We start from the raw sequence: 16,817 nt of genomic DNA, 5'->3' as shown, positions 1-16,817 counted from the left end.
TTTTGAAAGATATCTTATTTGTTGAACGATTAAAACTAAAACGCTCCAAGTCGTGGTTACTTTACTTAATTGGTCCTTTATTAGGGGTGTCGCTAGCTTATATTAATTTCTTTAAAAACTATGATCTGTTTATGCAACCCGGGGATAATGCTTGGATAGAAGTGTGGACACAGGCCGCATTATTTATGGGCCCTTTTGTATTACCAATCTTAGTGGGAATATACTCAGCCCTTATTTGTAGAGGTGAACATGTTGGGGGTGGATGGAAACAACTATTAGCTTTACCAGTCAAACGCTCGGATATCTTTCTAGGTAAATTCCTTACAGTAGTTCGAATGGTAATCATTACGATGTTAACTTTATTCGTCTTTTTTATAGGATTTGGTTACATAAAAGGAGTAGAAGGCAATCTTCCGCTCTTTACGATATTGGGGTATATCATTAAAGGCATCTTAGCATGCTTACCTTTAATTCTTCTGCAATTAATTATATCCATAAGAGCTAAAACATTTGGTGTGCCATTAGCTGTAAGTATAGTATTTACGCTTCCAGCCTTGATTGTTGCCAGCACACCATTAGGTCAGATTTATCCATGGACACAGCCAATGCTAGCCATGTCGCCTGAGGACGAATCACCGATACAATCTTATTTCTTGTTTTATACTCTATTAGGTGGAACCTTTACCATTTTACTGCTTTATGGTTTGCGTAGTTTTAGTAAACGGGACACCATTTAACTGTTTTGACCGTTTCTCTATGTAGGAGTGAATATCGGTCTTCATTTAATATGTAGTCGTGAGACTGCAATATGTTTAACTCTGAGGTACCGAACCATTTCGGGTGGGTATGCATAATCGATTTGCAGGCAAACCATACGAGCATTCCCCCTTGATACTGTTCATACTCGATAAAAAACAGACCTGTATCCTCCTGCACGAAGCAGGACAAATGACAGGTCTGTTTAGTTTTGATTTGAGGTTAAGCGGATTCTTCCTAATCTCGACTCAAGGCCTTATTATGTTGCATTGCTTGAGAAGCAGGTCCTTTCTGCTTCTTGCTTGATAGCGAGATTTCACCATTCAATTTCAACAACAATGCTGCCGGGATCGCTAACAACGTAAGCAGGAAGCCGATCATATTTACGTCGTTAATGCCCTGCGTATATGCAAGCTTCTGCAGTTCTGCTGACATGGCATGTCCTTCTGCTTGTAGCTGCTGCAGGTGAGCAATCGTTTGAGAGGCAAGCAAGGCCGAAAATAAGCCGATGGATAACGAGGCAAGCCCCTGCCGAATCCAGTTGTTAATCGAAGATGCGTAGCCGGCCCACTCCCGCTTAACAGCGCTCATGCCTGCATTCATAGCTGGCGTATTGGCAAGTGCAATACCAACGTTGCGGAATGCCATCCATAACGTGACTTCTAGCTTCGACATGCCTGGGTCCAAGCAGCTCAAGGCGAACGTCCCAATTGCCATAAAGACGAGTCCTGTCACAATAAGCTTCACCGGACCAAACCGCTCATACCAGCGTCCCGTGAATGGAATGAGGCTGGCCATCAGCAAGGAGGCTGGAAGCAGAACGAGTCCTGCCGTTAATGCAGATTCACCTTGAACTTGCTGCAGAAATAATGGTGTCAGCAATCCTCCTGCATATAAGCTGATCGTAATAATACTAACGAGCACAATGGACATCGTAAAACGAAAGTATCGGAACACGCTGAAGTTGAGCAGCGGGTGCTCAAGCTTGGATGATCGAAAAATAAATGCCGCAATCAGAACCGCACCAATAGCAAAGAAAGTAAAGGTCTTCACAGATAACCAGCCCCAAGCTGCGCCGTTACCAAAGCTAAGCAAGAGCAGAATACTGCCCACAATCACAAGTGCGAAGCCTAGGGAATCAAAACGCTGATGCCCGCCGATTCGATACATCGGAATAAACTTCCATACGGCAAACATCGCAACAAGGCCAATCGGCACATTCAGCCAGAACAGCCAGTGCCAATCCGCCATATAAATAATGCCGCCTGCTAGAGTCGGCCCTATTGCAGGCGCAAGCATGGCTGACAAACTCCAAATGCTGATGCCAAAAGCCTGCTGCTGCTTCGGGATCACCTGATATACGATCGCCATTGTCGTTGGCATGATCATACCGCTGAATGTCCCTTGGATAATGCGGAAGAAGACGAGGCTGCCTTCGTTCCATGACAAGGCGCACATGATGGAAGCCACAATAAAGCCGCCCAGCGCAAATAAATACAGCCGCTTCGTGCTGAAGCGATGACCGAAAAATCCGATGGCAGGCGCCACCGTCCCCGTAGCAAGCATAAATCCTGTAAGGACCCACTGAATGCTTGGCAAATCAACATCAAAGTGCTTCATTAACACAGGCAGAGCCACATTGACCGTATTTGTGGCTAATACCGCCAGAAAGTTGCCGAAAAAAATAGCGAACATAATCGTCCAAAAGGTTTTGTTCGATAAAGACTTCTCTTCCATACCCACTCCCCTTCATTGAATGCCATGCCGGATTCAACTCTTTATGTAAATAAATCATACATCATTTTTTACATATAAGAAATAGAACATAAAGGCAGCATGCAGACTGGAATGTGCAGTAACATAAAACTCCGAACTTTGTGCCGTGTGACAACTCAGTCATATCGGCACTTTTTTGATTTCAAGTTCGTATATTTGAGTTACAGTGGGTAACTCAAATATACGAACTTTTACGTTTTATAACATTCAATTGCAAACTATTGCGAGAAGTCGCGAAATTGTAATATATTGGGATAATTATAGAAAGCGTAGTGTAGATTATGGACATTAAGTACACCCCAATAATTAAGTTCAAACAAACCCGATATGGTAGTAATCATTGGATCGGCTTTAGTCCGAAACTAAAAAGAGATGTCAATTTATATAGCGATTTGGAGTACGCCAATTGGATATACGTAGAAACTAACCAGGTACAAGGATGAACCATACTGTCCTTTTGCATATGCCTATATCTTCTGGAGTAAATTTAGCGAGAACTATAAGAGCTACTGGGAAATCGACAATGGGTTTCGTCCGCGCCGATCGATAGATAATCTTTTCCCTAAATTTTGTTCAGATATCGATCAGGAGGAGTTGCGTCAAATTATTGACGGATGGAATGGAGGAACCCGATTAAGAAAGTACAAACACCTTACGGCCACGAAGTGGATCATCAATAGGATTGTAGCCCACCTCTCGCTAAACCAATTTAGGAATTGGATTCGCGTCGCAGTTTATGAAACAAGAATGAGGAATACAAGTGAAATTTATAACCAGTTGTGTATGGATACGTCATATCAGCCATTCAGTTATGATCACCTTCCCTTTTTCTTGGTTAAAGTTCCAAATGTAGAGGAAGGGGAGAAGGAGATCGAGTTTCACTACTGGATGCATAGTAAACAAAATGTTCAATATGACAATATAATGTGTCCAATAATCTCGCCAAAACAAGTCGATGAGGAGATTATTTATTGTGTAAAGTAGGCCACCGAATTCACATTTGGTGGCCTACTTTATTATTGAAACACGTAAATGGTAGTTATTTACATGAGGTCGGTATTTTGATATAGTAAATACGTAATTACGTATAATTTGGAGGTGGTATTCATCAGCAACGAAGAATTGCGTATTGAGATTAACGCATTGAAAACACAAATGGCAGAACTAGAACGACTTGTTCGAAATATTGCGACCGGTCGTCCTTATGTCGAGTTGCCGGACGAGATTAATGCAAGTAATGAAAGGAATTCGTCTGGTTACGTTTATTATGCTGGTCAGTATCAATCAAATGGACAATTATTGCGTTGGGAACCAAAAGAAAGACAATTAAAGCAGTTACTTAGTATAGGCACCGAAAAAATTTCAAAAATACTTTCAGCCTTAGGCAGTAAACCGCGACTCGATATTATAACATCCATTCTTATCGAGTCACTTACTGGCACCGAAATTGTCGAAAAGTTAGGTTTGGGGACCACTGGGCAGTTATATCACCATTTAAAGGCATTGCAAGGAGCAGACTTGTTATCACAGGACAAAAGCGGACGCTACACATTACCTGATCATCGGAAATTGCCTCTACTTTTGTTGTTATCAGCCGTGGTGGATATGTTAGATACTAGCGATTATTTAGACATGGTCGAGGTAAGAAATTCGGCAGGTTCATATCTGGGGAAAATAAGCAAGGATGGCTTTGATGCTAATTTGCTTTTATGGGCAGTATTGGAGAATTCAATACTCGAGCACGTTGCCGGTTACGTGAATGAGGTTCATATTTTCTTACATCAACATGGTGGTGCAACCGTTAGCGATAACGGGAGAGGTATACCCGTAAGAGCATTTCAAAACAGCAATAAATCAACTGTTCAAACTGTATTAACTGACATCGATAGATTTAGCAGTGAGACTCCGTACCAAGCACCTGGTGCGGAAAAAGGAATTTGCATTGCAATCGTCAATGCTCTTACCTACAGTCTTACTGTTGAGGTCAAAAGAGAAGGTTATATCTATCGTCAAGATTATAAACATGGTATTCCACAATCCGATCTAATGACTGTAGGCGTAACACAATCTAATGGTACCAGTATAACCTTTAGACCCGACCCTGAATTATTTGGCAAAGGATTCGATAGGGATACACTTAATCAACAGTTAGAAAGATTAACATTGTCGTATCCGAACTTGACCGTTTATTTACATTAAGACAATCGAGGAGGTACGTTATGGCTGAGACGATTTATTCTAATGAGGATATCCTTAATATGCTAGATTCCTTATTAAAAGAACAATCTAAATTTAATTGGGATGCTTTCTATTCTGAAAGAGGTAGGCCAGTTCCGTTTTTCGTAAATGCTCCGGATGAAAACTTGGTTCAATATTTTAAGAACAATTTGATCATACCAGGAGGAAGGGTCCTAGAACTGGGTTGTGGCCCGGGAAGAAACGCTATTTATTTTGCCAAGCAAGGGTATGACGTTGATGCAGTGGACTTATCCAATGAGGCTTTGCAATGGGGGAATGAGAGGTCTAAAGAGCAAGGGGTCAGCATTAATTTTATTTTTAAAAACATTTTTGATTTGGATATTCAGAAGAGTGAATACGATGTAATATACGATTCTGGATGCTTTCACCATATTGCTCCACATCGAAGAATTGATTATGTAAACCTGCTTAACCAAGGTTTAAAAGCTGGTGGATTCTTTGGAATCACTTGTTTTGTGGAGAATGGTATTGTAGGTGGTTCTGATATTACTGATTGGGAAGTTTACCGTCAACGTAGTCTAAAAGGCGGACTTGGATATAATCCTGAAAAATTAAAGATGATATTTCAAGACTTTCAAATTGTTGAAATCCGGAGAATGCAGGATATTGAACAACCAAGTGATTGTTTTGGTACATCGGGATTATGGGCAGCTTTGTTTCAAAAGAAAGCAGATTAATATTGAGAAATACAACTGCAGCGCACCCACGAAATCATCCAGTGGGTGGCTGCAGTATTTCTTATTGAAGCGATTCGTTATAACAGTGACTCCGAACTAATTTGGACATGTGTAACATATAAATACGAACTATTTAAGTATTGTTTGAAATAAGTGTTATCGAAGTTCGTATTTAAATGTTACTGGACATGGAAGATGGAACCATGTGTGCACAACAGAAATGAAGAGGATCCATGTTCCTAAACATTGCACGATGTATCGCCATTATTTGAAAAGGAGGACGATCATCTGCTACGATAGCCTTGGATCTTTAACATTGGAGGAATGAGTATGCTAGCTGTAATCACACCTGTAGGTACAGGATACGAAGTCTTTATTTTCTTTCAACAATTTTGCAGAACAAAACCGTCAAATCTCTTCTTCACTTTGAAATATGATCTTTGCAGCTGGCTAATCCGGCCAACACAGACATTGACGCACGGATCATTCTTGGCCTGTTTTTAATTGTTTCACCAAATTCATATTTTGACTAAGTTTATATTAAAATATCTACATATAATTCCCTTCTATTATTGAAACAAATTGATTTGATTTTATCTTCGTTTGATCTCACTGTGGGAGTAGCTAAAGTGATAAATCTTTTCTTATTGAACTTTAGCATAGCTTGCATAATCGTTTCATGCCCATCTGCAATTGGAGTCGCTTTAACTTTGCGTGGTGTATTTAACGCTGGACCAAGCGTACTAAGACTTCCGACTGCTCAATTGCATGTTCAACTAATGCTCGATTATTTAATTCTCCGACGATGACCTTAAGATTGGGATGAGACATATTAATGCTATCTGGTCTTCTGACGTATGCTGTAACCGTATTTTCCTTATCCCTTAACGCCTCTTCCAACACAAACTCGCCAATAGCTCCATTGGCACCAAATAAAGTAATATTCATGGTGTCTCCCTTCATTTAATGTGCTTATAGTTGTAAATCGCTGCACTTTTTCATGCTTATAATGGTCGAAAACTGCATTTTGCGTGGTTTGTAATGTCCCTATGTTCTTGTCATCCGACAGATCAATAAATAATATGTTCTAAAAGCCCCTAACGGCCGGATCGTGTTAACAACTCAAATTAAAAAAACAGCGGCATGGATTGAAATACTAGACCTGCCGCTGTTTTTATTTTCCCCGATAAGTTAAATCATTAGTTGTAAAAACACCTTGGTATCATATGCTTTATCACATAAATAGAAATCTGGCTGAGGCATGTATCGTAGTTACTCATATTATTTTCTAATCCGCTGCTTACAGGAAATTTTGTCCTGTATTTAAGATTACTCTTTTTTCGCTTCGAATCATTGAATGATCAAACCACTTTATATTATTTCTGTTTCGATATCCATTTTGCGATATCATTAATGACAGATTCAGGTACATTGCCAGGGATACTATACTCTGCGCCTGTTGATGGCTCATCGACTGGTACGAACATATGATTTAGATTCGGGTAAGACTTGTAAGTCACATCTTTACGTGCACTCAGCGCTTCTTTCCATCCGTCTAAATGATGAATAGGCACTTGGTAATCATTTTCACCTTGAAGAATGAGAAGTGGTCCTTCTTGTTTTTTTGCAAGCTCACCTGGGTAATAACCACGGAGATCGAACCACCAGTAAGTTCCCTGAGGCATGCCCTTTGGGATATTCGTAATGGAGTACTTCGGATCGTGGAGAATTTTAACGAACTGCTCCCATTGTGCTGCCTGCTGCTTAGCGACAGCAATTACTTGTTCAGGTTGGCCAGCTTTAGTCAGACGATCTACGGCATCCTTATGCTGATCGCTCAAAACATCCTCTAATGACTTGCTTGCACCTGCCATAACCACAGTTCCTGCAATTGCTTTGTCTTTATCTTGTTCAATAATTTTTGGAATCAGCATGCCGCCCTGACTGTGACCAATGACAAATATTTGGTTGCTGTCTATACGTTTGTCTGATTTAAGCAGATCTACAGCACGAAGTGCATCGTCAATAGACTCTTCTTTGACAGTAGCATTTGGATGCATTGAAATTTTTAATGGATTTTCATGTGTTTGCTTTTCATAGCGAAGAACAGCAATTCCATTGCCAGCTAATCCGACTGCTAAATCACGGAACATTTTATACCCGCCAATTGACTGGTCACGATCACTTGCACCTGAACCATGAACCAGAACAACAGAAGGAAATGGCCCCTCACCGATTGGCAAGGTTAAGGTACCTGGCACAGCTACAGCTCCTTCACCGACTACAACCTCTTCCTCTGTATATAAATCGGCATTGTCATAGCTAGGATGCTGATAGGTGCTTGGGGTTGCAGGTGCTATATAGAGATCATCTACTTTGTTTTGATCATCAAAACGAACACTTAATCGAACTGGGATTGATTGGTTCGTCATGTATGTAAGATGTACGTTATGGTGTACTTTTGTTTTCTCTTGCTGAACAGCTATCAGTTCAGTAAAGGATCCATAAGAAGAAGCCAAGTCCAATATTATAGGCATCGTTGCCTCAGGGAGCACTTTTTGAAGATCGCTACTCAACATCACTCTTGCCTCAGTGTATTTACCACTAACGATAAGCTGCACGAAATAACTTCCTAATGTTACAGTATCAGTGGAATGAATAGTCAAACCATTGTTCTCATTCCAATCCATTTGAACCTGTAATGCTTCGTTTAATACTCCCAATGGTACAATGACTTTACCATCTACTTTTGTTACTGTATTGTCTAAGGTTAATTGTTTACCATTAACTGTTGCGATGTTATCGCCAATTGTAACGGTTAACTCAAATCCTCCTCGACTTACAGTTGCTCGCTGCTTGGTAGCATCCCACGTAACTTTCGCACCAATTGATTCTGAAACCGTACGTAGCGGTACCGCTATAGTTGATCCATCGCTTTCCGCCATTGCTTGCAGTGGCATTGCTAGCGAAAGGGTTAGCATAGAACCTACCACTAGCTTTTTCAAACCTTTTCTTGCAAAATCAGTTGTCATTGCTTCTCTCTCCCTATATATCAATTTGCTTGCTCAAAGATTAATTTAGAATAAGTTGTTTGTGAAGCCAGGATTCTAGAAGAAATTTCAGTTCTGGGTGAAGTGGACTGCCGATTAGCTTCTGATATTCCTTCATAAGCTTATACATCGTATGGGTTCCTTCATAATGACATAGAATGTGATTCATCTTAGGGACAATATGTCCTTCTGCTGGTCCTTGGACGAGTTTGGTGATGATATGCACATGTTCCGGATCTACTTGAACGTCGCGATCTCCGGTAATTGCCAGAACAGGACATTTTACTTGAGAGAAATAATCCAGCACACTGAATGCATAGTGCTCGCGATACCATTTGGCATTAACCTTTGATGGACCGATCTTAATTGACGGTTCAGTAGATTCTAGGATCTTGTGTAAGGCTTTTGCATTCCGCTTTCGTGCCATAGGAATGACACGAAATAATCGCATGAAGAAGCCCTTCATCCCTTCGGTTGCTTCAAGCTCATTAAATATTTGCTCTGCCTGAGAGGTCAGCATGACTTTGCCAGTATCGGCAAATCCAGCGAGCAGAATCAACCCAGCAACAGGTATACGTGTTTCTAGTATTGGCGCTATAATCGCCCCTTCACTGTGTCCTAATACAAATACTTTCTCTGGATCAAGAGCAGGGTGCGATTGCAAATACCTTAAACAATCTTCCGCATCGTCCACTAAATCCCACAAACCTGCAGATTTAAAATCACCTTCGCTTGCATGGGTTCCACGCTTGTCATATCGAAGGGTGGCAAAGCCTATGGATACAAGGAAGTCAGATAAATTTTTGTATATATTCATATCCATTCCCCCGCCATTCCCGTCACGATCACTGGGTCCAGAGCCAGCGAGAATCAGGATTGCTGGATACTTATGGGTTAGTTCTGAACCTATGGTCTTAGGGATGGAAAGCGTGCCCGCAAGTTTAACAATTGATTCAATATTCACCTTTGTTTCCTGAATGCCGAAATTCATTCTATTCATCTTCTCCCCTATAATCCGGATTATTGCTTTCTCTGCCTGGCATGAGTATCGTTGAAATTGTCCTGCGCTTTCTGTCAGCAGATGGTTCATTATGAGCAACCTCTTGAAAAGCTTTACCTATCTTCTCATATAGCTGATGCAGTTCTTTATCACTTAAAAAGAAGCTGGCTTGTCTAAATCCGACTCCATCCTGGAATGGATCAATCTCATTCTCACGACTTGTATAAGCTTCAAAATCATCAATAAGCATTGAAATAAAGAGCATAAACTGTTTCATCAGATCTTCCCGATCAACCTTCTCACCATTGCTCATACGATTATCTGCGTTATTAGTAATAGCATAAACTTTTTCAATTGCTCCTCGTACTTGATTATGTTTAACAACTGAAAGCATATTCCCTTGAACAAGTAGATTAAAATGTCGATAGAGCGTAGCTTGAGGGATATCCTTTAAGTACTCAGCAACCTGTTGAACGGTGAGTTCACGACCCCCAATAAAGATCTGAATGATGCGCAAACGTATTGGATGAAGCAGTAAATCAGCTTTGGAGTTTTTCATCGGTTTAACCTCTTTCATAAAGTAAACAATCGCCGCGGAGATAGTTTATATTTTATAATTTGATTACATTATCAAAAATGATAACAATCAATACTTATTTTGACATGCCTCTGATTCTAAGACTATTTTAATGTCATAAAAAACCATTTTTTCCGCAGTTGATAAAGTCACTACGTTTTTGTTGTCCAACAAAAAGCAATTAGTTTACCCAGCTTCTGATGACCTACGAGTGAGTTGCCTCGTAAGATTATTATTCGACATCTATATTTATTAATCGGTAATGTCCTCACCTTTTTGTCAAAAACGGAAATGTCCTCAACTTCTTGTCAAATGATAATGACAAGAAGTTGAGGACATAAAGCAAAAAAACCGCAATCTACGCGGTTTGAAATGTCCCTATGTTCTTGTCATTCGACAACAAAGTTACCCTTTTAATCATACTTTCAATTATGCCATCCGTTTATACTGTTCCTCCCTTTCGATTCTATTTACCGATGATCCAAATGATCAATAAAGAATTTTTGACCTTTCTCGACTTATTTTAAGCCAACAAGCCTATCTACTCGCTGAAAATTATAGCCCTTTAAGGATTGAATGGCTATTCCCAACATTGTTAAATGATGTAATAAATTTTTTGGGATGCAAAGTGAGATATGGAGGTAAAGGAAAATTGAAAAAGAAATCTAAAGTAATCATCACATCTATCGTCACGTTATCGGTTCTAGCCACTGCAATACCTATCGCAGCAAATGCAACTGTTTTTGGTTACAAAAGAACAACTGGTAATTTCAATGTTTGGTACGATCATACTGTTGCCCAAAAAGGATACACTACACAAGTTGACTGGGCACGTTCGAAATGGACAGGGATCTCTTCAAAAGTTAGCATTGGAAGCATTGGATCAAATACAACTCCCTCCCCATCTACTGATCAGTTCTATATCGGATATAATCCTATAGAGCATCACTATGGGCAAACTTTTCATTATGGTACAAAGCAAGACCCGAATCTAAGCAATTGGGATTATAGTGTTATCTATATTTTTGATAATAACATGGTCGCAGACGGTATGAATAACGACACTAATAAGAAGAATGTGGCGGTACATGAGCTTGGACATTCGCTTGGATTGGCACATACAAATGAAACAAACTCAACTTTAAGGTCCCAATCAGTCATGGCGTCAGGAAGTGACTCATTTGTAAATCACAATATAACTGCACCTTCTGACTATGATAAAGGTGAATTGAAATACAAATGGGGAAATTAGGAGGATAGTGCAATGTTACTTAAAAAGAAAATTGTGGTTATTTCTCTTGCTTTAGCTGTTATTCTTGCGGTTGGCGCATGTTACTATTATTTTGCTATTTATAATTCGGTTCGTGACGTGTATTCGTCATCGACTTATAAAGGTTTTTCAACAGCAAAGGCATTATTCTCAGATGCTGATCTGGTTGTTATCGGGAGTCCAATTAAAGACTTTGAAGATCGAGAAGTTGAAATGGGAACAAACTCTCTGGGTGGTATTATGTATATTGTTACCTCTACAGAGATTAAAGTTGAAAAAGTGTTAAAAGGACCCGAAGAGGGCTTTGCTGATTTAACAATTCTTGAACCTATTGGTGTACGGCAGACTCTTACAGGAAAAGAGAGATATGCAACAGAAGGATATACCGAAATGAAAAAAGGCAGTAAATATTTGATATTTTTAGGCAAGAACACCTCTGGTCAGTACAGTGTAATTAATATGCAGGCAGGTAAATTCAATCTTGATGGAACTGATTCAGATGACTCAAAAGGAAGCCCAGGTAAGCAAAGCATTTTTACTGAAATAAAAACGAATTTTTCTCAGGAACTAAAATAAGGTGGGACTCTCCCACCTTACTTCTTTTATCTGATAAATTATTGATCGTACATTAGCTACTTAGGGGGAAGTAGGACTCTTTTAGTATCCTTGTAGCGATCACGTAACTCGAAATGATCAGCGAGTGAATAGATATTAGCAGTTCTCATTTCGTAATCTCTGCCACCAAGCAGTTAATTATCCTTGCAGAGATGCAAGTGAAAAAATTATAGCCGCAGACTCATTTGCTTATACATCACAACTACCTAAAGATTATGAGCCCCAAGCGATCTACATTTCTTGTATCGTAATGGAGCCGTATCTCTTTATAAAGCTGTGGACAACATGCCAATGCCTTCACCTAAGCAGCATAATGTTTGCAGTGGAATGTGTTCATCGTTCAAGCATCTTCGTAGGCTTCAAGTAAACCTCACCTACAAGATTACACGAACGAAATATTTTTATATTGATGCAATTATTTTTACCTAGAGAAATATTTTAAGAAGCGTTATCCTCTCTGATCAATCCGTCCGTTAAATAAGTTCAAAAGGCCCCTGTACGAATACAGGGACCTTATTATATCGTCTTCCTTTATATTATTGAAAATAACGCTCATTTTGATTTTTAAGCAATGGTGCTAGCGACTTGCGCCATGGCCTCCGCCTCTTCCTGCTTCTCCTCGCTTCCACTTATACGTGTCAGCTCATAAGGCAAGCACAACGGCACTCCAGTGCGCGGATCTGGAACGATATCCGCTTCTATGCCGAATACCTCTCTTAGCAGATCAGGTGTTACGACTTCCTCCGGTGTACCTTCTCCAAGGACGGAGCCCTGCTTAATGCATACCATATGCTGCGCATAGCGCGTGGCATGGTTCAGATCGTGCACAACCATCCCAATGGTGCGGCCTTCTTCCTCGTTCAGCTTCTGAAGCAGCTTAAGAACCTCCAGCTGATGAGCCATATCCAGGAATGTCGTCGGCTCATCCAGGAAGAGAATATCTGTCTCTTGAGCGAGTGCCATCGCAATCCATGCGCGTTGGCGCTGACCACCGGAGAGATGATCGACAGAGCGATCCGCAAACTCGGCTAAGCCGGTAACCTCAATGGCACTCACAATAGCCTCATGATCCTGCTTGCTCAAATTGCCGAATCCCTTTTGATATGGAAAGCGGCCGTAAGAAATCAGCTCTTTTACCGTGAGTCCATCTGGCGCCGTTGGATTCTGAGGCAGAATGGCAAGTTGGCGAGCCACTTCCTTCGTCGTTTGCTGATGAATCGATTTGCCATCCAGCAGCACTTGCCCAGCCTTTGGCTTCATAATTCTCGCCATCGTCTTCAAGATCGTCGATTTACCGGAGCCGTTAGAGCCCACCAAAGCGGTAATCTTCCCTGCCGGTATCGAGAGATTCAACCCTTTTACAATCAATCGATCTTCGTATGCCACATCTAATCCTGAGGTTATTAAGCGTGTCATTAGCATGTTCCCCCTGTTCCATTATGCTTTGGTCGTAACCAATAAGTATAGAAAATATGGCGCGCCGATTACTGCGACAACGATTCCCGTCGGAATTTCACCCGAGGGCAGCAGCACACGAGCAAGCGTATCTGCTGTAAGAACAAGCAGGCCGCCAAGGAAAGCTGAAGCAGGCAGCATCTCCTGATGGCCGGGACCAACCAGCCTTCTTGCAAGATGAGGAGCGATCAATCCAACAAACCCAATTCCTCCCCCCACCGCTACGGACGCTCCAGAGAGCATGACTGCCGCAGCGAGCAGACCAAGACGCGCCTTCTCCACCTGAACGCCTAATCCAGTTGCGACTTGATCACCAAGCGACAAGATGTCCAAAGTCCTTGATCGTGACCAAACGTATGGCAGCAGGATCAGGAGCCAGGGCAGCATCGCAATCACATAAGTCCAATTGCTGCCGCGAATATTGCCAGCAAGCCAGATGGCAATGGCTTGATAGTTGGTCGGGTCAAGCCTGATGGAGAGTACAATCATGGCCGCCTGTATGCCTGCTGCAACTCCGATCCCAACGAGAACGAGTCGTATGGGATGAATGCCTCTCCCTTTTTTATAAGACAACAGATAGATGATGGCTGCAGTAAGACCTGCCCCCACCAGCGCGGCGACTGGCATGGTGAATATATTGCTGCTCTGATCCAGCGGAAAGAATGAAATAAACAACAGTACAGCAAGCCCTGCCCCTGCGTTAATTCCCAAAATCCCGGGATCGGCAAGCACATTCCTCGTGATGCCTTGGAGGATAGCTCCCGCTATGGCAAGTCCCGCCCCGATCAGAATCGAAATGACAATACGAGGCAGGCGAAACTCGATTAATATTAATTGCTGCTTGGAGGTGCCCTGACCCATCAGGGTAGACCATACTTCACTAGGCGATAGACGGATCGTGCCTGAGTTGAGACTTACGATGACCATCACCATAATCAGCACCGTTGCAATTCCTAAGACGGTCCAAGTTCGCTTCAAACGGGGGTTGGTGGCATTTGCAGCATTCGCTCTCATAGCGATCCTCCCTCCCGTCTAGCCAACACAAAGAAGAAAGGGACTCCGATTAGTGCGATAAGCGCGCCAATAGGAGTTTCCAAAGGAGGATTCAACAGCCTAGCACCAATATCCGCTAGGACAACAAGAAGAGCTCCTAGTACAGCTGAACAAGGAATGATGTATCGATAGTCGGAGCCAACGAGCCCGCGCACCGTATGAGGAACAATTAATCCAATAAAGCTTATCGAGCCTGCTGCGGCAACCGATGCTCCGGACAGCAGAATCACGATAAAGATAATCATGCTTTTGATGACTTGAATATGTAGGCCAAGTCCTGCCGCTGTCTCCTCGCCAAGACCCAGCAAGGATAGCGATCTCCCCATGATGATGGCAAGAACGATCCCAATCACGATACAAGGCCATAGAAGCTCTACTTGCATCCACTTTACGCCAGCAATTCCACCAGAATACCAAAAGGCTAAGTCTTGTGATACGTTGAACATAATCGCGATGCCTTCACTGACCGCAATAAGCATCGCACTGATTGCAGCACCTGCAAGCGCCATTCTTACTGGAGTTAGGCCGCCCTTAGATGCTCTGCTGATCCCGTAAATCATCAGGGCCCCCATTGCAGCCCCAACAAAGGACCAACCCATTAATCCAAGAAAGGGTACCGTTGGAAAAAAGGCGAAGCAAACAGCGAGCACAAGACCTGAGCCAGCGTTAATGCCTAATAGCCCAGAGTCCGCTAAGGGATTGCGCGTCAGTCCTTGAAGCAGCGCACCAGATACAGAAAAAGCGGCGCCTACAAGCGCTCCGGCTAATGCTCGCGGCAGGCGAAGCTCCCAGATAACTTGATGCTGCCGATCATCGACTTGATAATGAAATAAAGCGTCCCATACCGTTGAAAGCGAAAGCTTCACGGCACCAAATGAAATGGATGCGGCAAGCGCTAATCCTAAGGCCACTAGCCCAAGGACAATCATAGCCAGCGCTCGGCCAGGTCTTGCATGAACCTTCATGATGAGAGGCGCCTCCCTGATTCCGTAATCTCTCATCGCACGTACTTTCCTTAATGGAATCAGAGAAGTGGAGGCTAAGATCTCCTTCAAGGATGGTCGAAGCCTCTCTTCTTCCCCGACGATATGTCCGATGTGAATTGAAGACAGGCAGATCACTGTCGCCTTCAAGCAATTGATCATATAGATGAAACACGTTGCAACGCAGGATTCATTGTGACGTTAACAGTAATATAGACATAATCCCGATTAAGGCGTTAGCGCCTTCACTACATCATCCATGATCTTTGAACCCGCTACAGCACCGCTGTAGAGCCAGCTTCCTTTTGGATCCATTTCATGCACGTTGCCTGCTTTCACCGCAGGGATGCTTTGCCATAATGCTGTGTTTGTGACTTCATCTGCTCCTGTTGCTTTATCGCTGTTAACTATGAAGATATCATCAGCGTCGAGCTCCGCAAGCTTCTCGAGCGTGATCGGATTCCAGCTGGCACGGGACCCGGCAGGAATCTCACTCACCAGATTCGGAGGCTTAATGCCGAGATCTCCGTAAAGAACCGCGCCGCTCGATACCGTCTCGTCAACGAGGAAGAATTGCTTATTCGTCAGCCATAGAATGGCTGCTGAACGTTCGCCTAGCGGCTTCAGCTTCTCCTTGGTATCTGCTTCCTTCTGTTCATAATCCTTCAATACTTGATCGGCTTTATCCGAGAGATTCAGAATGTCCCCGATCTTCTTCAAGGCTGCACGCCAATCCTTCGTCGTCTCTGTACCGAGCACATATGTCGGTGCGATCTTCGCGTATTGATCATACAACCCATTCTGAACGGATGATTCGTCTCCAATAATCAACAAATCCGGTTCATGACTCAAAACGTCTTCGACCGGTAAATTATATGGAATCGTCGGTACCCCTTCCAGGCCATCAGCCAAATAATCCTGTATGCCATTCGGCACAGACCATTGTGCAGCAGGCTTCACGCCTAACGCCACCAGATGGTCCTCCAAGTAGGAAGCGATAAGGTGAGATGGCTTCGCTGGGATTGTAACTTCATGTCCCATCGCATCTTTCATAACCTTTTCTTTTGCTTCCGCTTGACCATTCGAAGCAGTCTGACCGGACTGAGCCGTTTGATTTGAAGCAGGATTTGCTTCTTCTTTTGCCGTGCCGCATGCCGATAGAAGCAGTGCGAGCACGATAACGCTAGTCAATAGAAAGGATGATTTACGAAAAGGGGTAAAACGATTCATTCCAAGCATATTCTTCCTCCTGTAGTAACCCATGCAATGCTGATCATAATGAAACTCTGTAATGAATGATAATGATTATCATTACCGTTGTCAATACCATTTTATTTCCTCTTTGT

General features: G+C 42.4%; 14 protein-coding genes. 5 read left to right on the top strand and 9 right to left on the bottom strand.

The genetic code is table 11. From position 1 onward, the window contains the following. Positions 1-2 precede the first annotated feature (2 nt). Positions 3-737, top strand: coding sequence for an ABC transporter permease (locus tag I2H74_RS19315; protein WP_195575877.1), 735 nt, complete (start codon positions 3-5; stop codon positions 735-737). A gap of 256 nt (positions 738-993) precedes the next feature. On the opposite strand, the gene I2H74_RS19310 is transcribed toward I2H74_RS19315, so the two are convergent. After that, positions 994-2,493 carry a DHA2 family efflux MFS transporter permease subunit gene (locus tag I2H74_RS19310; protein ID WP_229106856.1) on the bottom strand — a complete coding sequence of 500 codons (1,500 nt, stop codon included), beginning with the start codon at positions 2,491-2,493 and terminating at the stop codon, positions 994-996. 1,182 nt (positions 2,494-3,675) lie between these two features. On the opposite strand from I2H74_RS19310, the gene I2H74_RS19305 reads away from it, so the two are divergent. Then, positions 3,676-4,731 (top strand): ATP-binding protein, encoded by a 1,056-nt coding sequence (locus I2H74_RS19305; RefSeq protein ID WP_229106855.1) that lies wholly within the window; start codon positions 3,676-3,678, stop codon positions 4,729-4,731. A gap of 20 nt (positions 4,732-4,751) precedes the next feature. After that, a complete protein-coding gene (locus I2H74_RS19300; protein WP_195575875.1) occupies positions 4,752-5,468 on the top strand; it encodes a class I SAM-dependent methyltransferase in 717 nt (238 codons plus the stop codon). Between the two features lie 723 nt (positions 5,469-6,191). On the opposite strand, the gene I2H74_RS19295 is transcribed toward I2H74_RS19300, so the two are convergent. The 4 genes from I2H74_RS19295 to I2H74_RS19280 all read right to left on the bottom strand — a co-directional run bounded on the left by I2H74_RS19295 (position 6,192) and on the right by I2H74_RS19280 (position 10,077). Next, entirely contained in the window at positions 6,192-6,416 is a 225-nt protein-coding gene (locus tag I2H74_RS19295; RefSeq protein ID WP_195575874.1) for an NAD(P)H-binding protein, read from the bottom strand. 428 nt (positions 6,417-6,844) lie between these two features. Further along, positions 6,845-8,500, bottom strand: coding sequence for an alpha/beta fold hydrolase (locus I2H74_RS19290; protein ID WP_195575873.1), 1,656 nt, complete (start codon positions 8,498-8,500; stop codon positions 6,845-6,847). Positions 8,501-8,540: 40 nt separating this feature from the next. Then, entirely contained in the window at positions 8,541-9,518 is a 978-nt protein-coding gene (locus I2H74_RS19285; protein WP_195575872.1) for an alpha/beta hydrolase family protein, read from the bottom strand. Beyond that, on the bottom strand, positions 9,511-10,077 hold the full coding sequence (locus I2H74_RS19280; RefSeq protein WP_195575871.1) for a helix-turn-helix domain-containing protein: 567 nt from the start codon (positions 10,075-10,077) through the stop codon (positions 9,511-9,513). Before I2H74_RS19280 ends, I2H74_RS19285 begins: the two co-directional genes overlap by 8 nt. 670 nt (positions 10,078-10,747) lie before the next feature. Between I2H74_RS19280 and I2H74_RS19275 the strand changes: the two genes are divergently transcribed. Both I2H74_RS19275 and I2H74_RS19270 read left to right on the top strand, forming a co-directional pair. Beyond that, positions 10,748-11,347 carry a matrixin family metalloprotease gene (locus I2H74_RS19275; protein ID WP_195575870.1) on the top strand — a complete coding sequence of 200 codons (600 nt, stop codon included), beginning with the start codon at positions 10,748-10,750 and terminating at the stop codon, positions 11,345-11,347. 12 nt (positions 11,348-11,359) lie between these two features. Then, positions 11,360-11,941 carry a hypothetical protein gene (locus I2H74_RS19270; protein WP_195575869.1) on the top strand — a complete coding sequence of 194 codons (582 nt, stop codon included), beginning with the start codon at positions 11,360-11,362 and terminating at the stop codon, positions 11,939-11,941. Between the two features lie 603 nt (positions 11,942-12,544). On the opposite strand, the gene I2H74_RS19265 is transcribed toward I2H74_RS19270, so the two are convergent. From I2H74_RS19265 to I2H74_RS19250, 4 genes are all read right to left on the bottom strand, one after another. Next, positions 12,545-13,396, bottom strand: coding sequence for an ABC transporter ATP-binding protein (locus I2H74_RS19265; RefSeq protein ID WP_195575868.1), 852 nt, complete (start codon positions 13,394-13,396; stop codon positions 12,545-12,547). Between the two features lie 21 nt (positions 13,397-13,417). After that, entirely contained in the window at positions 13,418-14,449 is a 1,032-nt protein-coding gene (locus I2H74_RS19260) for a FecCD family ABC transporter permease (RefSeq protein WP_195575867.1), read from the bottom strand. Beyond that, entirely contained in the window at positions 14,446-15,453 is a 1,008-nt protein-coding gene (locus I2H74_RS19255) for a FecCD family ABC transporter permease (protein WP_229106854.1), read from the bottom strand. Before I2H74_RS19255 ends, I2H74_RS19260 begins: the two co-directional genes overlap by 4 nt. Positions 15,454-15,699: 246 nt before the next feature. Beyond that, positions 15,700-16,710: an ABC transporter substrate-binding protein gene (locus tag I2H74_RS19250; RefSeq protein WP_229106853.1), complete on the bottom strand. Its 1,011-nt coding sequence runs from the start codon at positions 16,708-16,710 to the stop codon at positions 15,700-15,702. Between the last annotated feature and the right edge of the window lie 107 nt (positions 16,711-16,817).

This window comes from Paenibacillus sp. 1001270B_150601_E10 (genome assembly GCF_015558675.1).
Taxonomy (GTDB): domain Bacteria; phylum Bacillota; class Bacilli; order Paenibacillales; family Paenibacillaceae; genus Paenibacillus_B.
Note: the sequence above shows the minus strand (reverse complement) of the source record. Positions and strands in the feature narration are given on the sequence as shown.